The organism is Leifsonia sp. 2MCAF36 (genome assembly GCF_052115525.1).
In the GTDB taxonomy this organism is placed as follows: Bacteria; Actinomycetota; Actinomycetes; order Actinomycetales; family Microbacteriaceae; genus Leifsonia.
In genome coordinates this window covers 335,939-353,376 of the sequence record NZ_JBFRGV010000006.1, presented here as the reverse complement: position 1 = coordinate 353,376, position 17,438 = coordinate 335,939, and the positions used below count along the sequence as shown (strand labels likewise).

At 70.0% G+C, this 17,438-nt stretch carries 12 protein-coding genes; 8 read left to right on the top strand and 4 right to left on the bottom strand.

Going from position 1 to position 17,438, the window contains the following annotated elements; translation table 11 throughout:
* The first annotated feature begins 3 nt into the window (after positions 1-3).
* From AB4079_RS11735 to AB4079_RS11720, 4 genes are all read left to right on the top strand, one after another.
* Positions 4-549 carry a DivIVA domain-containing protein gene (locus AB4079_RS11735; protein ID WP_441787464.1) on the top strand — a complete coding sequence of 182 codons (546 nt, stop codon included), beginning with the start codon at positions 4-6 and terminating at the stop codon, positions 547-549.
* A gap of 54 nt (positions 550-603) precedes the next feature.
* The gene (locus tag AB4079_RS11730; protein WP_441787463.1) at positions 604-1,314 is read left to right on the top strand and encodes a lytic transglycosylase domain-containing protein; all 711 of its coding nucleotides are present in this window, start codon (positions 604-606) and stop codon (positions 1,312-1,314) included.
* Between the two features lie 60 nt (positions 1,315-1,374).
* On the top strand, positions 1,375-1,674 hold the full coding sequence (locus AB4079_RS11725; protein ID WP_441787462.1) for a hypothetical protein: 300 nt from the start codon (positions 1,375-1,377) through the stop codon (positions 1,672-1,674).
* Between the two features lie 62 nt (positions 1,675-1,736).
* Entirely contained in the window at positions 1,737-2,453 is a 717-nt protein-coding gene (locus AB4079_RS11720; RefSeq protein ID WP_441787558.1) for an alpha/beta hydrolase, read from the top strand.
* Here AB4079_RS11720 and AB4079_RS11715 read toward each other — a convergent pair.
* Together AB4079_RS11715 and AB4079_RS11710 are read right to left on the bottom strand one after the other, a co-directional pair.
* Positions 2,450-3,487, bottom strand: coding sequence for an AI-2E family transporter (locus tag AB4079_RS11715; protein ID WP_441787461.1), 1,038 nt, complete (start codon positions 3,485-3,487; stop codon positions 2,450-2,452). The genes AB4079_RS11720 and AB4079_RS11715 overlap by 4 nt on opposite strands.
* A gap of 16 nt (positions 3,488-3,503) precedes the next feature.
* Positions 3,504-6,338, bottom strand: a complete 2,835-nt coding sequence (locus AB4079_RS11710) for a hypothetical protein (RefSeq protein WP_441787460.1) — start codon at positions 6,336-6,338, stop codon at positions 3,504-3,506.
* Between the two features lie 191 nt (positions 6,339-6,529).
* Here AB4079_RS11710 and AB4079_RS11705 point away from each other — a divergent pair, with 191 nt between their 5' ends.
* The 3 genes from AB4079_RS11705 (at position 6,530) to AB4079_RS11695 (ending at position 10,296) form a co-directional block, all read left to right on the top strand.
* Positions 6,530-8,401 (top strand): hypothetical protein, encoded by a 1,872-nt coding sequence (locus AB4079_RS11705; protein ID WP_441787459.1) that lies wholly within the window; start codon positions 6,530-6,532, stop codon positions 8,399-8,401.
* A gap of 71 nt (positions 8,402-8,472) precedes the next feature.
* The gene (locus tag AB4079_RS11700; protein WP_441787458.1) at positions 8,473-9,444 is read left to right on the top strand and encodes a tetratricopeptide repeat protein; all 972 of its coding nucleotides are present in this window, start codon (positions 8,473-8,475) and stop codon (positions 9,442-9,444) included.
* A 63-nt stretch (positions 9,445-9,507) separates the two neighbouring features.
* On the top strand, positions 9,508-10,296 hold the full coding sequence (locus AB4079_RS11695) for an SDR family oxidoreductase (RefSeq protein WP_441787457.1): 789 nt from the start codon (positions 9,508-9,510) through the stop codon (positions 10,294-10,296).
* Between the two features lie 51 nt (positions 10,297-10,347).
* Here the strand turns inward: AB4079_RS11695 and glgB are convergent, their stop codons facing one another.
* Together glgB and AB4079_RS11685 are read right to left on the bottom strand one after the other, a co-directional pair.
* Positions 10,348-12,555 (bottom strand): 1,4-alpha-glucan branching protein GlgB, encoded by a 2,208-nt coding sequence (gene glgB / locus AB4079_RS11690; protein WP_441787456.1) that lies wholly within the window; start codon positions 12,553-12,555, stop codon positions 10,348-10,350.
* A 79-nt stretch (positions 12,556-12,634) separates the two neighbouring features.
* Positions 12,635-14,629 carry an alpha-1,4-glucan--maltose-1-phosphate maltosyltransferase gene (locus tag AB4079_RS11685; RefSeq protein WP_441787557.1) on the bottom strand — a complete coding sequence of 665 codons (1,995 nt, stop codon included), beginning with the start codon at positions 14,627-14,629 and terminating at the stop codon, positions 12,635-12,637.
* A gap of 208 nt (positions 14,630-14,837) precedes the next feature.
* Here AB4079_RS11685 and glgP point away from each other — a divergent pair, with 208 nt between their 5' ends.
* A complete protein-coding gene (gene glgP / locus AB4079_RS11680; RefSeq protein WP_441787455.1) occupies positions 14,838-17,411 on the top strand; it encodes an alpha-glucan family phosphorylase in 2,574 nt (857 codons plus the stop codon).
* The last annotated feature ends 27 nt before the right edge of the window (positions 17,412-17,438 follow it).

The following is a 17,438-nucleotide window of genomic DNA, read 5'->3' as shown; positions in this document are numbered from 1 at the left end:
GGAGTGAGCACCTTCCCCCGCAGCCCCAAGTCCCGGCCGGGCTACGACGTCGAGCAGGTGGATGAGTTCCTGTCGACCGCACGCCGCTCGTACGACGGCGACGAGACGGCACCCGATCTCACGGCCGAAGACATCCGTCACACCGCCTTCCCGATGATGAAGGGCGGCTACTCCACGACGCACGTCGATGCGGCTCTGGAGCGGCTGGAAGACGCCTTCGCGGCTCGCGAGCGGGAGGCGGCCCGGGCGCGCACGGGCGACGCGGTGTGGTTCGAGGACGCGCGCACGACGGCGCAGGTCGTCCTCAACCGCCTCGACCGGCCGCTGGGGCAGCGTTTCGACCGGGTGAGCTTCCTCACTCTGGGCTACAACCGCAACGACGTCGACCGGTTCGCGAACCGCTTGGTGCGTTATTTTCAGGACGGCAGGCCGATGAGTGTCGAGGAAGTGCGGACGGTGACTTTCCGCGAGCAGCGGGGCGGCTATCGCGAGGTGCAGGTCGACCTGCTGCTCGATAGCGTCACCGACGTCATGCTGGCGGTTCGCTGAGTGCGGCGCTCGAATCTTGGGTTTTCCGCCGATCTCCGTTATCGTTCTGTGATCGTGGGTAGACGAGCAGAAGCAGCAGCAGAGATCGTCCCGCTGACTCCGGCCAACCCGGTCGGCGTCGCGTTCAAGCGTTCACGGCGTCCGCACATCAGGTCGCAGGCAGCGGTGTGGGGTTTCGCCTTCACCGCAGCGGTCGGCTTCGCACTGGTGAATGTGGTGGACCCGTTCTCGGGCACGACCGCTACGCCGGCCTACGCTGAGGCGCTGCAGACGATCCCCACCACGCAGCGCTACGACGGTGCTCCCGCTCAGAACCTGACCGCTCCGGACGCAACGGCGCAGACCATCACGCGCGACGCGGTGACGGTCAAGGCGAAGCCGACGCCCACTCCCACTCCGACACCCACGCCATCCGCGGCGAAGAAGTCGTCGCCGTCGTCTGGCGGCAGCGCTCCCTCCGCTCCGATTCCGAGCCCCGGTACCGCGAAGGACATCGCGTACCAGATGCTGCAGTCGCGCGGCTGGGGAGACGATCAGTGGGGCTGCCTCGACCAGCTGTGGACGCGCGAGTCCGGCTGGCGGGTCAACGCCTCCAACCCGAGTGGTGCGTACGGCATTCCGCAGGCTCTCCCCGGAAGCAAGATGGGTCCCGGCTGGGAGACCGACGCCTCCGTCCAGATCAACTGGGGCCTCGGGTACATCGCCGGACGGTACAGCACGCCCTGCGGCGCGTGGGCGCACTCGGAGTCGTCCGGCTGGTACTGATCGCGCAGGGCGATCGTCGGCGCTGACTGCTCGCCGCCAGGCGGCACGTAGACTTGAGCCATGCCGCGCTCCAACCGTCCCCGAGGCCGCGTCGGCGGTCGCCCGGAGGACGAGCCGGATGACCTCGAACGTCTGCTGACCGGCTGGCGACGCACGGAGAGCCGCAGGGGCGGCGAGTGGAACGTGCAGCCGGTTTCGGCCGCCCAGGCGCAGAAGACGTACGTCTGCCCGGGATGCGGTCGCGACATCCTGCCCGGGACGTCTCACCTGGTCGCCTGGCGCGCGGACGGAGTCCTCGGAGACACCGCCGACCTGGCCGCCCGGCGGCATTGGCACGAATCCTGCTGGAGGATCGCATGAGCACCGACCGCCCGAGCGCCGACCGCCCGAGCGCCGACCGCCCGAGCACCGACCGCCCGACGATCGAGGTCCGCGGCGGGGTGGAGCTTCCCGCGCGCCGGGAGGACATCGAGTTGCGGACCCGCGACGGCCTGACGCTGGTGGGCGAGCTGGCGAGTCCCCTGGACCGGCAGCCGGTGGCCACGCTCGTCACGCTGCACCCGCTGCCGACGGGGGGTGGCTTCATGGATTCGCACATCCTGAGGAAGGCGGCCGGCCGCCTGCCGGAGCTGGCCGGGATCGCGGTGTTGCGCTTCAACACCCGCGGCACGGCCTCGCCACGCGGACGCAGCGAGGGCACGTTCGACGAGGGCGTGGGGGAGCGTTACGACGTGGAGGCCGCAATGGCGTTCGTGGCGGAGCGCGGGCTCCCGCATCCGTGGCTGCTCGGTTGGTCGTTCGGAACGGAGCTGGCGCTCATGTACGGCCGGGAGTTCCCGGTCGACGGCGTCATCCTGCTGTCCCCGCCGCTGCACCGCGCGAAGCCCGACCACCTCGCGGCCTGGGCGGGCGATGTCCGACCGATTGTCGCGCTGATCCCGGAGCACGACGACTATCTGCGCCCCGCGGAAGCGGAGCAGCGTTTCGCACCGTTGCCGCAGATCGAGCTGGTGGATGTGGAGGGCGGCAAGCACCTCTGGGTGGGGGAGAACCAGACCCGCCGCGTCCTGACGGAGATCGTGGAGCGACTGAACCCGTCCGCGCTCCCGCTGCCGACGGAGTGGCCGCCCGCCGCTTAGAGCTCGTTCTGACGCGGGATGACGACCTGCTTGACGATGAGCAGGATGGCCGCCGCGAACGGAATGGCCACGAGCGCTCCGAGGATGCCGAGCAGCGTCCCACCCGCGAGGGCCGCGACGACCACCAGGGCGCCAGGGACGGACACCGCCCGGTTCATGATGCGCGGGCTCAGGAAGTACGCCTCCACCTGCATGTACACCAGGTAGTAGATCGCGGCGGTGATCGCCGTCGCGGGCCCGGACAGCAAGCAGACGGCCACGATGATGACAGAGCCGGTGATGGTTCCGACGAGCGGGATCAGCGAGAAGAAGAACGCGATCGACGCGAGCAGGATGGGGAACTTGGCGCCGATCACCGTCAGGAAGATGGCGCTCAGCACGCCGTTCACGAGGGCCAGGGAGACCTGCCCCATGACGTACTTGCCGACGGAGTCGGTGATCTGGTCGCCGAGGTCCGCGAAACGTGCGCGACGCGACGCGGGCACAAGCTGGTAGGTGGAGCGCTTGATGCTCGGCAGGGAGGCGGTGAAGTAGATGGTCAGGATGACGACGATGACGACGCCGAACAGCCCCTGCACGATCCCGACGCCGGTCTGCAGCACCTTCGATGTGATGTCCGGGAGGTTCTTCTGCAGCCACTGCGTCACCGCGTCGATGTTCTGCTGATTGACGATCGACGGGAACTGGTGCTGAAGGCTGAGGAACCAGTTCTCGGCACCGCCGTTGTTCACCCACGAGACCGTGTTTTGGACCAGCTGGGTGGCCTGATCGACGGCAACCGGGACGATCGCCCAGATGAGGCCGATGAACGCGCCGATGATGACGACCAGCGCCACGGTGAGCGCCAGCCACCGCGGGAACCGGCGGCGCTCCAGGAACGCGATCAGCGGCTCGATGCCGAGCGCCAGGAAGAGTGCGGCACCGATGTAGGTGATGATCGTCGCCAGGCTGACGATCGCACTGAGGATGAGGATCCCGAGCCCGACACCGAGAGCACCGATGAGACCGAGGCGGAACGGGTTCTGGATCTTCACGTTGGTCCCCCTGGGATCAGTCGCGGTCGGCGGTCACCTTCTCAGCCTGCTGCAGGACGCCCCGGAGGTTCTCGAAGTACCCGGCCACGGCCTCACGCTCGATCCTAATCTGGGCGAGCCGCTCCTCCGCGTCGGCGACCAGGCGTTGCGTACGCTCCTCGGTCTCGGTTAGCAGGGCCGCGGCCCGCTCTTCGGCGTCCCGGATGACTGCGCCTGCGGTCTCCTCGGCCTTCGTGCGCGCCTCGGTGACCGTGCGGCGGGCCTCGGCTTCGAAGGACTCCGCCTCGGACCGTGCCTGCGCCGTCCGCTTGACGGCGTCGGCGAGCTGGAGGTTCGCCTCGTCCAGGTACTTCTGGGTCTGGGCGACGGCCTCCTGGTGGCGGGCCAGGTACTCCTTCTCGGCCTCGTCGCGTCGTGCGCGCAGTTCGACGTCGAGGTCGATGCGGGCCTGGGCCACCTCGCGGGTCCGCGCGTCGACCTCTTCGAGGGTGGTCGTCCGCAGCGCGGTCAGCTCGGTGTCGAGGGCGGCGCGGGCAGTGGCCGCCTCCTGCTCGAAGGCCGCGGCGCGCTCGGCCAGCTCGGCCTCCAGCGCGGTGCTGGCCTGGGCGACATCTCGGGCCAGTTCGGCGCGGGCCTCCGCCGTCTCCTTCTCAAGCGCGACGCGCGTCTGCTGCGCTTCGTCGGCCAGGGCCACCCTGGTGCGCTCCGCGTCGCGCTCCAGTTCGAGGCGCTGCTGTTCGCGCTGATCGGCCAGCTCGTTCGCGGTGGCCTCACGGCGGTCCGCGAGCTCGGTCCTGGTGCTCCGGATGTCTTCCGCCAGGCGGCTGCGGGTCTGTTCGGATTCGGCCGCCAGCGCGCTCTTCGTCTGCTCGACCTCCGCCGCCAGCGCCTTCTTCGTCTGGGCGACCTCGGCGGCCAGGGCCGACTTCGTGGTCGTGACCTCGGTCTCCAGGGCGGAAGTGGTCTGCTCGACCTCCGCCGCGAGCGTCGTCTTGGTCTGCTCGACCTCTGCCGCGAGTTCGGTACGGGTGCGCTCCACGTCGTCGGCGAGGGCCGCCTTCGTGGTGGTGACCTCGGTCTGCAGGGCCTTCGTGGTCTGCTCGACTTCGGCGGCGAGCGCGCCCTTGGTCGTGGTCACTTCGGTCTCCAGGGCGGACCGCGTCTGCTCGACCTCGGCAGCCAGTGCGGTGGTGGTCGTCTCCACCTCGGCGGCGAGCCGGGCACGCTCGGCGGTCAGCTCCGCTTCGACGGCGCTGCGCTCGCGGGCGATCTCGGCGGCGAGGGCTGTGCGGGCCGAATCGACCTCGCCGGCGAGCTCCGCGCGGAGATCGGCGGCCTCTGCGTCGAGCTCGCGCCGCTGCCCGTCCGCCTCGGCGGCGAGCCGGGCGCGGGTCTGCTCCACCTCGGCGGCCAGTTCGCTGTCCGTCTGCTCCCGGTCGGCGGCGAGCTGAGCTGCGGTCGCGGCGCGGTCCGCTTCCAGGGCCGCGCGCGTCCGGGTCGTCTCGTTCTCCAGGGTGGTGCGGGTCTGCAGAGTGTCGTTCGCGAGCTGCGCCGTGGTCCGCTCGACCTCCTCGGCGAGGGCCGACTTCGTCGTGGTCACCTCGTTCTCGAGCGCGGCGCGGGTGGACGTCACCTCGTTCTCGAGTGCAGAACGCGTCGTCGTCACCTCCGCCTCCAGCTCCGACTTGGTTCGGGTGACCTCCTCGGTCAGTGCGGAGCGCGTGCGGGTGACCTCGTCCGCCAGCTCCGCCTTCGTGCGCTCCACGTCGTCCGCGAGCGAGCTGCGGGTGGATGTGACGTCCGCGTCGAGTGCGGAGCGTGCCTGCTCGACCTCCGCGGCGAGGGCGGACTTGGTCTGCTCGACCTCCGCGGCGAGCGACTTGGTGGTCTGCTCCACCTCGGTGGCCAGGGCGAGCCGGCGGGTCTTCTCCTCGTTCTCGAGGTCGGCACGGCTCTGCGCGATGGCGGCGGCCAGCTCGGAGCGCTGCTGCTCGACTTCGGCTGCGAGGTCGGCGCGCGTCTGCGCTGCCTCGGCGGCGAGGGCGTTACGCGCCTCAGCCTCCTCAGCAACCAGGCGGTCGGCGGTCTCGGCGACCCGGCGGTCCAGCTCCAGGCGTGTCTGTGCGGCCTCGCGCTCGAAGGCGGCACGGTCGTCGGCGAGGGCGTTCTCGAGCTCGGCGCGGCGCGTGGCGATCGTCCGGTCGAGTTCGGCGGCTTCGGCCCGGGCTGCCTCCGCCTCGCGGGAGGCGACGGCCTTCAGCTCGGCGGCCTCGCGGTCGGCCTCGGCGCGGACGGCCGCAGCCTCGCGCTTGCTCGTCGCGCGCAGCTCGGCCGCCTCGGTGGCGACGGCGCCGCGGATGGCGGCCGCCTCGCGCATGGCGTCGGTGAGCAGGGTCTCCTTGTCGGCGCGCGTCTTGGTGAGCAGCTCGCCCGACTCGATCTGCGCGTCCTCCAGCAGCGTGGTCGCGCGGGCCTGTGCGTCGGCGAGGATGCGTTCTGCCTGCGCTGCGGCCGCCTTCTTGACCTTGTCGATCTCGGCCGACACTCCCGCGCGCAGCTTCTCTGCGTCGATATCGGCCTGCGCGATCAACCGAGTGGACTGCTCCTCGGCCACGCGGAGGGTGCTCTCCAGCTTGGTGCCGAGGCCGGCGTACGTGGGGCTGCCGACCTCCTCGATCTCGGCGTTGAGGTCTTCGATGCGCGCCTGGAGCCGCTTGATCTCCCTCGCCGAGTCCGCCGCCTGCGTGTTCGACTTGATGAGCTCGCGACGCAGCTCCTGCAGTGACTTGTCGACTTCGTCTTTGTCGTAGCCACGGAAAGCTTGGGTGAAGGTGGATTCGTCGGTGGCCACTGTTGTTACTCCTGGGGGATGATTCGGGTCGACCCGCCGCACGCGTGCCGGGTCGATCCTACAATTTGCCGTCTGCGCCCGCACGAGGGGCAGCGCGAGCGTCCAGGCAAGGGTTAGCTGGCTTTCAGGCACGTCCGGTATCGTCTTATGCCTGTGCCCGCCCCCGAACTTTGGCACACGAGGAGTCCTGCTTGCGTTTCGTACTCGCTATCGTCGCGTTCGTCGTCGCCGCCGTCATGATCGTGGCCGGCATCGCGCAGCGCACGGTTTTCGCACCGCCGAGCCACATCCAGGCCGCCGCGACGGTGTCAGGAGACCCGCGGTACCTGATGATCGACGGCGCCGCGCTCAATGCGCATCCCGGACAGCAGACACTGACCGTCGCCGATGCTCCGCAGGGTGCCAAGCCGGTCGTGGCTTACGGCCGTACAGCGGACGTGAAGGCATGGCTGGGCGGTCAGAAGTACGTGGCCGTCGACTACCAGAAGGCGACGGGCGCCCTGTCGACGAAGACCGTCACGCCGAAGCCGACGGCGGGGTCGGGCGACGATTCCGGAGCGGCAGCAACCCCGAGTCCGGCGCCGACGCCGTCCGCCACGCCGACGCCCTCCGCGACGGCGGGTGGCGAAACCACCTCCGCCGCCGGCCCGAACCCGGCCGGCTCCGACCTCTGGCTCGAAGAGTTCGACGGCGATGCGGCGCAGGTGACCCGCATGAACATCCCCGACGACGTCAGCGTCATCGTCGCGACGGACGGACAGAAGGCCGCCCCGTCGCGGGTCACGGTGACCTGGCCGGTCGACTCCAGCACTCCGTGGGCGTTCCCGCTCATCATCGGCGGGCTCATCCTTCTCGTCATCGGTATCGCCCTCTACCTGTGGGGTCTGTACACCCACCGCCGGTCGCGCGGGCCGCGCCGCAAGAGCGGCCCCAAGATGCCGAAGCTGCCGAAGGCCCCCAAATACAAGCCCACCGCCATGATCGAGAGCACCCCGCGCGGGCGACGGTCGACCCGCCGGGCCCGCGTCATCCTCCCGGTCGCCCTCGCCGGAGCGCTCGCGCTGACCGGCTGCACGAGCGGGACGGACGCGGCGACCACTCCGTCGAAGACCGCAACCCCGTTGGCGACCGAGGCACCGAACGCGGGTCAGCTGCCCCCGGCGGTCACCGTCCCGCAGCTCCAGCGCATCGTCAAGCGCATCTCGGAGTCGGCCGCGGAGGCCGACTCGAAGGCGAGCGCCGATCTCGCCAAGGTCCGGTTCACCGGGTCGGCCCTCCAGCTGCGCGAGGCGAATTACGCCATCCGGGCGAAGAAGACCGATGAGTCCGCGCTGCCCGCGATCCCGGCCAGCCCGATCGTGCTGTCGCTGCCGCAGGCCACCGACGCCTGGCCGCGCACCGTCGCCGCCGTGATCGACAGCCCGAAGGACGCCAAGGGCAACGCTCAGGCGCCGATCGCGCTGACCATGGTGCAGCAGACGCCGCGCGACAACTACCAGGTCGAGTACGCGATCTCCCTCGAGCCCAAAGCCAAGGTGCCCAACCTCGCTCCCGCCAGCATCGGCTCCGCCGTCGTGCCGCCGGACTCCAAGCTGCTCGCACTGGCACCGCAGAAGGTCTCGGCCGCCTACGGCGACATCCTGATGAACGGCGACAAGAGCCAGTACGCGAGTCTGTTCAACGCCGAGGGCGACACCCTGCGGACGCAGGTCGGCTCCGACTGGAAGGCCAAGCAGAAGGCTGCTGTGCCGGCGACTGCCTCCCTCGACTTCACGACAGGGCCGGGCGAAGGCACGGACGTCGCGATGGCGACGAACGACTCCGGTGCGATCGTGTGGACGCACCTGCAGGAATCGCAGGTGCTGAAGGTGGTCGAGGCGGGCGCGGAGGTGAGCGCGGGAGCCACGGCGGCCGCCCTCAGCGGGGTCGCGACGTCGAAGACGGGCATCCAGTCGGACTTCGGCTATCAGCTGGCGTTCTACGTGCCGCCGGCCGGCTCCAACGCCAAGATCACCCTGCTCGGGTTCGCGCAGGGCATGGTCTCCGCCAAGCAGTTGCCGTAGCCTGCGCTGCTGACGCGAGTATTCTTGTCTCTCGTGTCGATCGCCTTCCGACGCACGCATCTGGAGGATCAATGAGCAACGTCCCGCCACCGCCCACCAACCTGCGCGGGGCAGTCGACCTCAGCTCGCTCGTCAACCGGCCGGCTGGGGCCGACGCGGCCGCCGGTGAGCCGGCGGCCGCCGAGTTGACGCTGCCGAGCCTGTACTTCGAGGGCACCGACGCCAACTTCAACGACTTCATCGACCTGTCCACCCGGGTCCCCGTCGTGGTCGACCTCGGCAGCGAGCGGTCGGAGCAGTCGAAGCAGTTCTCGTCGGTGCTCGACCGCGTGATCGGCTCGTTCGCCGGCCGTCTGGTGCTGGTCAAGATCGACGTGGATGCGAACCCGCAGCTCACGCAGGCATTCCAGGCCCAGGCGGTTCCCACCGTCGCCGCGCTGGTCGCCGGCCGTCCCGTCCAGCTGTTCGCGGGCGTCGTGCCGGAGGAGCAGCTGCGCGAGGTCTTCGAGCAGCTGCTGCAGCTGGCCGCGCAGAACGGCGTGACCGACACGGTGACCGTAGAGGGCGGCGCGTACGAGGGCTCCGACGGGGACGAGGGCGCGGTCCAGGAGGCTGCACCGGAGCCGCCTCTGCCGCCGCTGCACGCCGAGGCCTACGACGCGATCGACCGCGGCGACTACGAGGGCGCCATCCGGGCCTACCGCACGGCCATCGCCCAGGACCCGCGCGACACCCTGGCCGTCGCCGGTCTGGCGCAGGTGAGCCTGCTGGCACGACTCAGCGGACACTCCGTCGACGAGCTCCGGGCAGCGGCCGCGGAAGCACCCGGCGATGCTGCCGCGCAACTCGCCGTGGCCGACCTCGATATCTCCGGCGGCCACGTCGATGACGCGTTCGACCGCCTCCTCACCCTGTTCCCGAAGCTGGACGCAGAGAACAAAGACGCGGTCCGCACGCGCATCCTCGAGTATTTCGAGATCATGGGTGTGGACGACCCGCGTGTGAGCAAGGCCAGGGCTAGGCTGGCGTCGCTGCTGTACTGAGCCCGCCACGGGCGGCGGTCGGCGGCGATCCTCGCCCGTCTCACCGTTCAGGAGTGATCGCGCATGTCCCGTGTGCTCGTCGTCGGAGGCACCGGCCTGGCCGGACGTGCCGTCACCGCAGAGGCGATCGAGCGGGGGCACGAGGTCGTCGTGGCCGCCCGCCGCGTGCCGGATGACGACGCCGACCCCTATGTGAACGGGGCTGCCTACGTCACGGCCGACCTGGTGACCGGCGCCGGGCTGGAGGAGGCGGTCGACGGGGTCGACGTCATCGTCGACACGAGCAACGCCGCGGGTAAGCAGGCCGCCCACGTCTTCGCGACCGGCGCCCAGAACCTCGTCCACACCGCCGCACGCTTCGGGGTGCACCGCGCCGTGCTGCTGTCGATCGTGGGGGCCGACCAGTCGGCGTACGGCTACTACCGGGCGAAGGCCGCGCAGGAGCGCGCCTACCTCGACTCGGCACTGGACACCCGGGTCGTCCGGGCGACCCAGTTCCACGACTTCGTCACGGCGATCTTCGACCGCGGCCGTCCGCTGGGTGCGCTGCTCGCCCCGACAGGCACCCGGTTCCAGCCGATCGCGGTCGGGGACGTGGCCCGCGTGCTCGTCGACGCCGCCGAGGGCGCCGGGGAGCCGCGGAGTGTCATCCACGTCGGCGGTCCCCGGGTGGAGTCGGCAAGGTCGCTCGCCGAGCAGTGGAAGGCGGGCAGCGGCACGCGCCGCTACATCCTGCCGATCCGGCTGGGCGGAGCGCTGGGTGCCACCTGGCGGGCCGGGCGCAACCTGGTGCCCGAGGGCGCCGTCGACGGCGGCCTCGGCTACGGCGCCTGGGTCGCTTCGCGCACCTGACGCCGCAGCCTCAGACCGGTAGCCTCAGGTCGTGACGTCAGTGTCGTGACGTCAGCGGCGCGGCTTCAGCCACAGGGCGCCCAGCGGCGGCAGGGTGAGCACGGCGGAGGCCGGCCGACCCATCCACGGCTCATCGACCGCCGTCACCGAACCGAAGTTGCCGACACCCGAGCCGCCGTACGCTTCCGCGTCCGTGTTGAGCAGCTCCTCCCATTCGCCGGCGAACGGCAGTGGTACCCGGTAGTCGGCGTGGGGGTTGCCGGAGAAGTTGAACAGCACCGCGATCGGGTCCCCCTGGCGGTCCTTGCGCAGGAAGGCGATGACGTTGCCCTGCGCGTCGGAGCCGTCGAGCCACTCGAAGCCGGCCGGCTCGTTGTCTGCCGCCCACAGCTGCGGGGTGGCACGGTACACGGCGTTGAGCTGGGCGACGAGGTTCCAGAGCCCCTGGTGCGCCGGCTGGTCGAGCATCCACCAGTCGAGGCCGCGCTCCTCGCTCCACTCGGACAGCTGGCCGAACTCCTGACCCATGAACAACAGCTGCTTGCCGGGATGCGACCACATGAACGCCAGGAAGGCGCGGGCGTTCGCCAGCTGCTGCCAGTGGTCGCCGGGCATCTTGCCGAGCAGGGACCCCTTGCCGTGCACGACCTCGTCGTGGCTGATCGGCAGCAGGAAGTTCTCGCTCCAGGCGTAGACGAACGAGAACGTGATCTCGCTGTGGTGGTAGTTGCGGTACATCGGGTCCTCCTCGATGTACTGCAGCGCGTCGTGCATCCACCCCATGTTCCACTTGAGGCCGAAGCCGAGGCCGCCGGAGGAGGTGGGCGCGGTCACGCCGGGGTAGCTGGTGGACTCCTCGGCGATCATCACGGTGCCCGGGTTGCGCTTGTACGCGGTCGCCGTGACCTCCTGCAGGAAGCCCATCGCTTCGAGGTTCTCCCGTCCGCCGTGGATGTTCGGCTCCCACTCGCCGGCGTTCCGCGAGTAGTCGAGGTAGAGCATCGAGGCGACGGCGTCGACCCGCAGACCGTCGACGTGGAACTCCTCCAGCCAGAACAGGGCGTTCGCGACGAGGAAGTTCCGCACCTGCGAGTTGCCGTAGTCGAAGATGTAGGTGCCCCAGTCCTTGTGCTCGCCGCGGCGCGGGTCCGCGTGCTCGTACAGCGGCTGACCGTCGAACCGGGCGAGGGCCCAGTCGTCCTTGGGGAAGTGGCCGGGCACCCAGTCGAGGATCACGCCGATGCCGGCCTGGTGCAGCCGGTCGATCAGGTACTTGAGGTCGTCCGGGGAACCGAAACGGCTGGTCGGCGCGTAGTACCCGGTGACCTGGTAGCCCCAGGAGCCGCCGAAGGGATGCTCGGCGAGCGGCAGGAACTCGACGTGCGTGTAGCCGAGAGCGCCGACGTAGTCGATCAGTTCGTCCGCCGCCTCACGGTAGCCGAGGCCGGGCCGCCACGAGCCGAAGTGCAGTTCGTAGATGCTCATCGGGCCCGCGTGCGGGTCATGCTCGGCGCGGCCGCGCATCCACTCGTCGTCCGACCACTCGTGACGGCTGACGGTGACGCGGGACGCTGTCGCGGGCGGGGTCTCGGCGAACTGGGCGAGCGGGTCGATCTTCCTCACCCAGCGGCCGTCCTGGGCCAGCAGGTCGTACTTGTAGATCTCGCCCTCGCCGATGCCGGGGACGAACAGCTCCCACACGCCGGAGGAGCCCATGTTGCGCATGGAGTGCAGGGTGCCGTCCCAGCCGTTGAAGTCGCCGACGACACGGACAGCGCGGGCGTGCGGCGCCCAGACGGTGAACGACGTGCCGACGACCCCGCCGAGGTCGCGCACGTGCGCGCCGAGGGCGGTCCACAGCGTCTCGTGGCGCCCCTCTCCGATCAGGTGCAGGTCGAGCTGACCGATCGTGGGGAGGAAGCGGTAGGGGTCGTCCGCGGTCCAGGTGGTGCCGTCGTCGTAGCGCGCCTCGATCTGGTAGGCGCCGGGGCCGACGATGTCGATGCCCTGCCACACGCCGTAGCCGACGTGGGCGAGCTCGACATGCGCGCCGTTGGACAGGATCGCGAAGACCTCCTGCGCGAGCGGGCGCAACGTGCGGATGACGGTGATCGGGTCGGCGACGCCGTCGGCGGCCACCTGGTGCTGACCCAGTACGGCGTGCGGGTCGTGATAGCTGCCGCCGGCGATGGCGGCGAGCACGGACTCATCCAGCGTGGGGAGGTCGACGGCTGCTGCACCTTCGGGGATCGGGGACATGGCAGTACTCCTCAGTTTCGTGTGCGAGGTCAGTTCGTGTGCGAGGTCGGTTGTCGCACGGGTCGGTTCTCGCGAGCGGTCACAGCGGGCGGACGGACAGGATGTGGACGGGCTCCGTGAACGCGTCAAGGCGCACGTAGTTGTCCGTGCCCCACGTCCAGCGCTGGCCGGTGACGCGATCCTTCACCTCGAACCGCGCGCCGACCGGGATGCCGAACGCGGTGGGGTCGAGGTGGACGATCGTCTCGCGCACCGAGTGCGGGTCGACGTTCGCCACGACGAGCACAGCGTCCGCCTTCCCACTCCGGGTGAACCGCCCGTCGAGGTACTTCGAGTAGACGAGGATGCTGTCGTCGTCGCTCCAGTGGATGCTCAGATTGCGCAGCTGCCGCAGCGCCGGGTGCTCGCTGCGCGCCCGGTTCAGCATGGTCAGGTAGCCGGCGAGGGAGCGGCCCTGCGACTGTGCCTTGGCGTAGTCGCGTGGACGGTACTCGAACTTCTCGTTGTCGATGTACTCCTCGGCTCCGGGCCGGGCGACGTTCTCGAACAGTTCGAAGCCGGAGTAGACGCCCCAGGTCGGGGCCGCGGTCGCCGCGATGGCCGCCCGCACCTTGAACGCCGCCTGGCCGCCGAACTGCAGGTACTCGGTGAGGATGTCCGGCGTGTTCACGAACAGGTTCGGCCGCAGGTAGTCGGCGGTCTCGTGCGCGAGCGAGTCCAGGAACTCCTCCAGCTCCTCCTTCGTGTTCCGCCAGGTGAAGTACGTGTAGGACTGCTGGAACCCGACCTTGGCCAGGGTCCGCATCAGGGCGGGACGCGTGAACGCCTCGGCCAGGAACACCACATCCGGGTCGGTCTCGTTGACCGTGTGGATCAGCCACTCCCAGAAGTGCAGCGGCTTGGTGTGCGGGTTGTCGACGCGGAAGATTCGGACGCCGAGAGCCATCCAGTGCCGGACGATGCGCAGCACCTCCTGCCGCAGGCCCTCGTAGTCGTTGTCGAAGTTGATGGGGTAGATGTCCTGGTACTTCTTCGGCGGGTTCTCCGCGTAGGCGATCGTCCCATCCGGGAGGGTCGTGAACCACTCCGGGTGCGTCGTCACCCATGGGTGGTCGGGCGACGCCTGCAGGGCCAGGTCCATCGCGACCTCGAGTCCCGCCTGCTTGGCCTTGCCCAGGAAGAACGCGAAGTCCTTCTCCGTGCCGAGCTCGGGGTGGATGGCGTCGTGGTCGCCCTCCGCGCTGCCGATCGCCCACGGCGACCCCGGGTCGTTGGGGCCGGCTTCCAGCGTATTGTTCGGCCCCTTCCGGAAGGTGCGGCCGATCGGGTGGATCGGCGGCAGGTAGACGACATCGAAGCCCATCGCGGCGACTTCGGGGAGGCGCTTGGCGGCGGTGCGGAAGGTGCCGGACTGCCAGGTGCCGTCTGCGCGCTTCTTGGCGCCCTCCGACCGGGGGAAGAACTCGTACCAGCTGCCGACACCGGCGCGCGTCCGCTCGACCTGGATGGCGCGTGTCGCGGACAGCGACGGCAGGCTGACCACCGGGCGCTCCGTGAGCACCTGCTGGATGCGGTCGTCGATAGCAGCCTGGAAACGCTCGTCCACCGGCCGCTTGCCGTCTGCCACCGCCTTGGCCGCCTCGGAGAGGTGCCGTCGCTCGGCCGTGCTCCTGCGCTTGTCCTTCGACGCGGTGATCAGCACGTCGTGGCCCATCCGGAGCATCAGCTCGACGTCGATGCCGGCCGGGACCTTCACCTCGGCGTTGTGCCGCCAGGTGGCGTACTCGTCGGCGTAGGCCTGCACGCGGTAGCGCCACAGTCCGGTCTGCTCCAGCTGCACCTCCACCTCCCACCGGTCGGTGCCGGCGGTGAGCGCGCGCATGTGGTGCTCGGTCTGCTCTCCGGCGGGATCGAGCAGGATGAGGTCCACACCGATCTTGTCGTGGCCTTCACGGAAAGCCGTGGCGCGGAACGGGATCACCTCGCCGCTGAAGGCGGTCGCCGCCCACAGGCCCTCGTCGACCTGGGGCGAGAGCTCCAGGATCGGGATGCGGGGGAGCAGGGGCTCGTACATGCTCGGTATCTGTCTCGGCTCGGGCCTCTTCTTCTGCGCGGGTTGCGCCTCGGCGGCCTGAGCCGCCTCCGGCTGTTCCGCCTTCGGGGTTTTCGCCGTGGACGCCTCGGGCGCGGCGGCTGCTGATCTGGTCGCTGCGTTCTTCACCACGCTCCCGAACGTACACTCATTAACCTGCCCGACATGAGGCTCCTTTACAGTGGACCGAGTGAAGGCCATCCGTAGATTCACCGTCCGAGCAGTCCTCCCCGACAACCTCTCCGCATTGGAGGAGATCGCCGGCAACCTCCGCTGGTCGTGGCACGAGCCCACCAAGGAGCTGTTCGCCCGCATCTCGCCCGACTTGTGGCAGCAGGTCAGGCACGACCCGATCGCCCTCCTGGGGGCCGTCGAACCGTCGCGTCTGGCTGAACTGGCGGACGACCAGGGGTACGTCGACTGGGCGAACCACATCCGCGACGATCTCCGCTCGTACCTGAGCGAGCCGCGCTGGTACCAGTCGCTCGGCGACGGCGCGCCGCAGACGATCGCCTACTTCTCGCCCGAGTTCGGTATCGCCGCCACCCTGCCCCAGTACTCCGGCGGTCTCGGCATCCTCGCCGGAGACCACCTGAAGGCGGCAAGCGACCTGGGCGTCCCGCTCGTCGCCGCCGGCCTGTTCTACCGCTCGGGTTACTTCTCGCAGGCGATCACTCCGGACGGCTGGCAGCTGGAGAGCTACCCGACGCTCGACCCGGACGGCCTGCCGCTCAGCGTGCTGCGCGACCCGGACGGCACGCCGGTGCAGATCTCGCTGGCGCTCCCGGACGGCGTGCTGCACGCCCGCGTCTGGCAGGCCGCCGTCGGCCGGGTGAAGCTGCTCCTGCTCGACACGGACATCCCGGACAACGAGGAGCGGCTGCGCTCGGTCACCGATCGCCTGTACGGCGGCGGCGGCGAGCACCGCCTGCTGCAGGAGCTGCTGCTCGGCATCGGCGGGGCGCGCGCGGTGAAGGCGTGGACCGAGCTGACCGGCGCTCCCGAGGCGGAGGTGTTCCACACCAACGAGGGGCACGCCGGATTCCTCGGGCTGGAGCGCATCTCCGACCTGATCGGCGAGGGGCTCAGCTTCGACCAGGCGCTGCAGGTCGTGCGCGCCGGCACCGTGTTCACCACGCACACACCGGTCCCGGCCGGTATCGACCGGTTCGACCGTCCGCTGGTGGAGCGCTACTTCTCGACAACGCTCCTGCCCGGTGTCAGCGTCGACCAGGTGCTCCCGCTGGGCGCGGAGGACTACCCGGGCGGTTCGCCCGCCGTCTTCAACATGGCGGTCATGGGGCTCCGACTCGGCCAGCACGCGAACGGCGTCTCCCAGCTGCACGGCGACGTCTCGCGGCACATGTTCAACGGCCTCTACCCGGGCTTCGACCCGCAGGAGGTGCCGATCGACTCCGTCACCAACGGGGTCCACGCACCCACCTGGACCGACCCCATGCTGCGCGCGCTCGCGCTGGAGCGGCTGGGCACCGAGGACACTACGCACGCCGACTGGGGCAACGCCGCCGCCGTCAGCGACCTCGACCTCTGGGGTGTGCGCAACAGGATGCGGGAACAGCTCGTGCAGGACGCGCGCCGCCGCGTCGAGGCCGCGTGGCGGGAGCAGAACCCCGGCGGGATCTCACCCGCCTGGATGGACGACCTCCTCGACCCGAACGTCCTCACCATCGGGTTCGCACGCCGGGTGCCGACATACAAGCGCTTGACGCTCATGCTGCACGACCCGGACCGGCTGCGGCGCATCCTCACCGACCCGAAGCGGCCGGTGCAATTCGTGATCGCCGGCAAGTCGCACCCGGCCGACGACGAGGGCAAGCGCCTCATCCAGAAGCTCGTGCAGTTCGCATCGGAGGCCGACATCCGGCAGCGGATGGTGTTCCTGCCCGACTACGACATCGGGATGGCGCAGCTGCTCTACCCCGGAACCGACGTCTGGCTGAACAACCCGCTGCGGCCGCTGGAGGCCTGCGGCACCTCTGGGATGAAGGCCGCGCTCAACGGCGCGCTCAACCTGTCGATCCTCGACGGCTGGTGGAACGAGTTCTATGACGGCGAGAACGGCTGGGCGATCCCGTCCGCCGACGCGGCTGGCGACAGCGCCGAGCGCGACGCGCTCGAGGCGGAGGCGATGTACGACCTGATCGAGAACCAGATCGCGACCCGCTTCTACGAGCGCGACGGCGACGATGTGCCGACCGCGTGGATCGCGCGCATCCGGCACACGCTGGCCACGCTGTCCTCGCCGCTGTCGGCGGAGCGGATGGTGCGCGAGTACGTCGAGCGCCTGTACGTGCCGGCCGCGGACTACGAGAAGCGCCTGAGCGAGAACGACTACGCCGAGGCGCGGTCGCTGGCCACGTGGAAGGGACGCGTGAAGGCGGCCTGGCCGGGGGTCAATGTCGCCCACGTCGACGCGGGCGGGGTGGACGCGGTGCCGCAGGTCGGCGACGAGCTGCACGTGCGCGCACTGGTGAACCTCAACGGCCTGGCTCCCGAGGATGTCGAGGTGCAGGTCGTCTTCGGCCGCAGCCACGACGGCGGCGACCTGACCGACGTCCGCCGCCAGGCCCTCACGGTGGACTCAGCGGTTCCGGGAACGCACGACGCGTCGGTGGCGCACGAGTTCGTCGGAACTGTCCGTCTCGCCTGGGCGGGGTCCTTCGGCTACACGGTCCGCGTGGTGCCGGTGAACGACCTGCTGCTCACCCCGGCCGAGCTCGGTCTCGTCACCGTCGCATCCTGACGCCCGCTCCCGTCGCCCGCGCCTACC

Excerpts from the sequence above, each read along its gene's own strand:
- AB4079_RS11725 (WP_441787462.1), top strand. The coding sequence starts at position 1,375 with ATGCCGCGCTCCAACCGTCCCCGAGGCCGCGTCGGCGGTCGCCCGGAG.
- AB4079_RS11700 (WP_441787458.1), top strand. The coding sequence starts at position 8,473 with ATGAGCAACGTCCCGCCACCGCCCACCAACCTGCGCGGGGCAGTCGAC.
- AB4079_RS11695 (WP_441787457.1), top strand. The coding sequence starts at position 9,508 with ATGTCCCGTGTGCTCGTCGTCGGAGGCACCGGCCTGGCCGGACGTGCC.
- glgB (WP_441787456.1), bottom strand. The coding sequence starts at position 12,555 with ATGTCCCCGATCCCCGAAGGTGCAGCAGCCGTCGACCTCCCCACGCTG.
- AB4079_RS11685 (WP_441787557.1), bottom strand. The coding sequence starts at position 14,629 with ATGTACGAGCCCCTGCTCCCCCGCATCCCGATCCTGGAGCTCTCGCCC.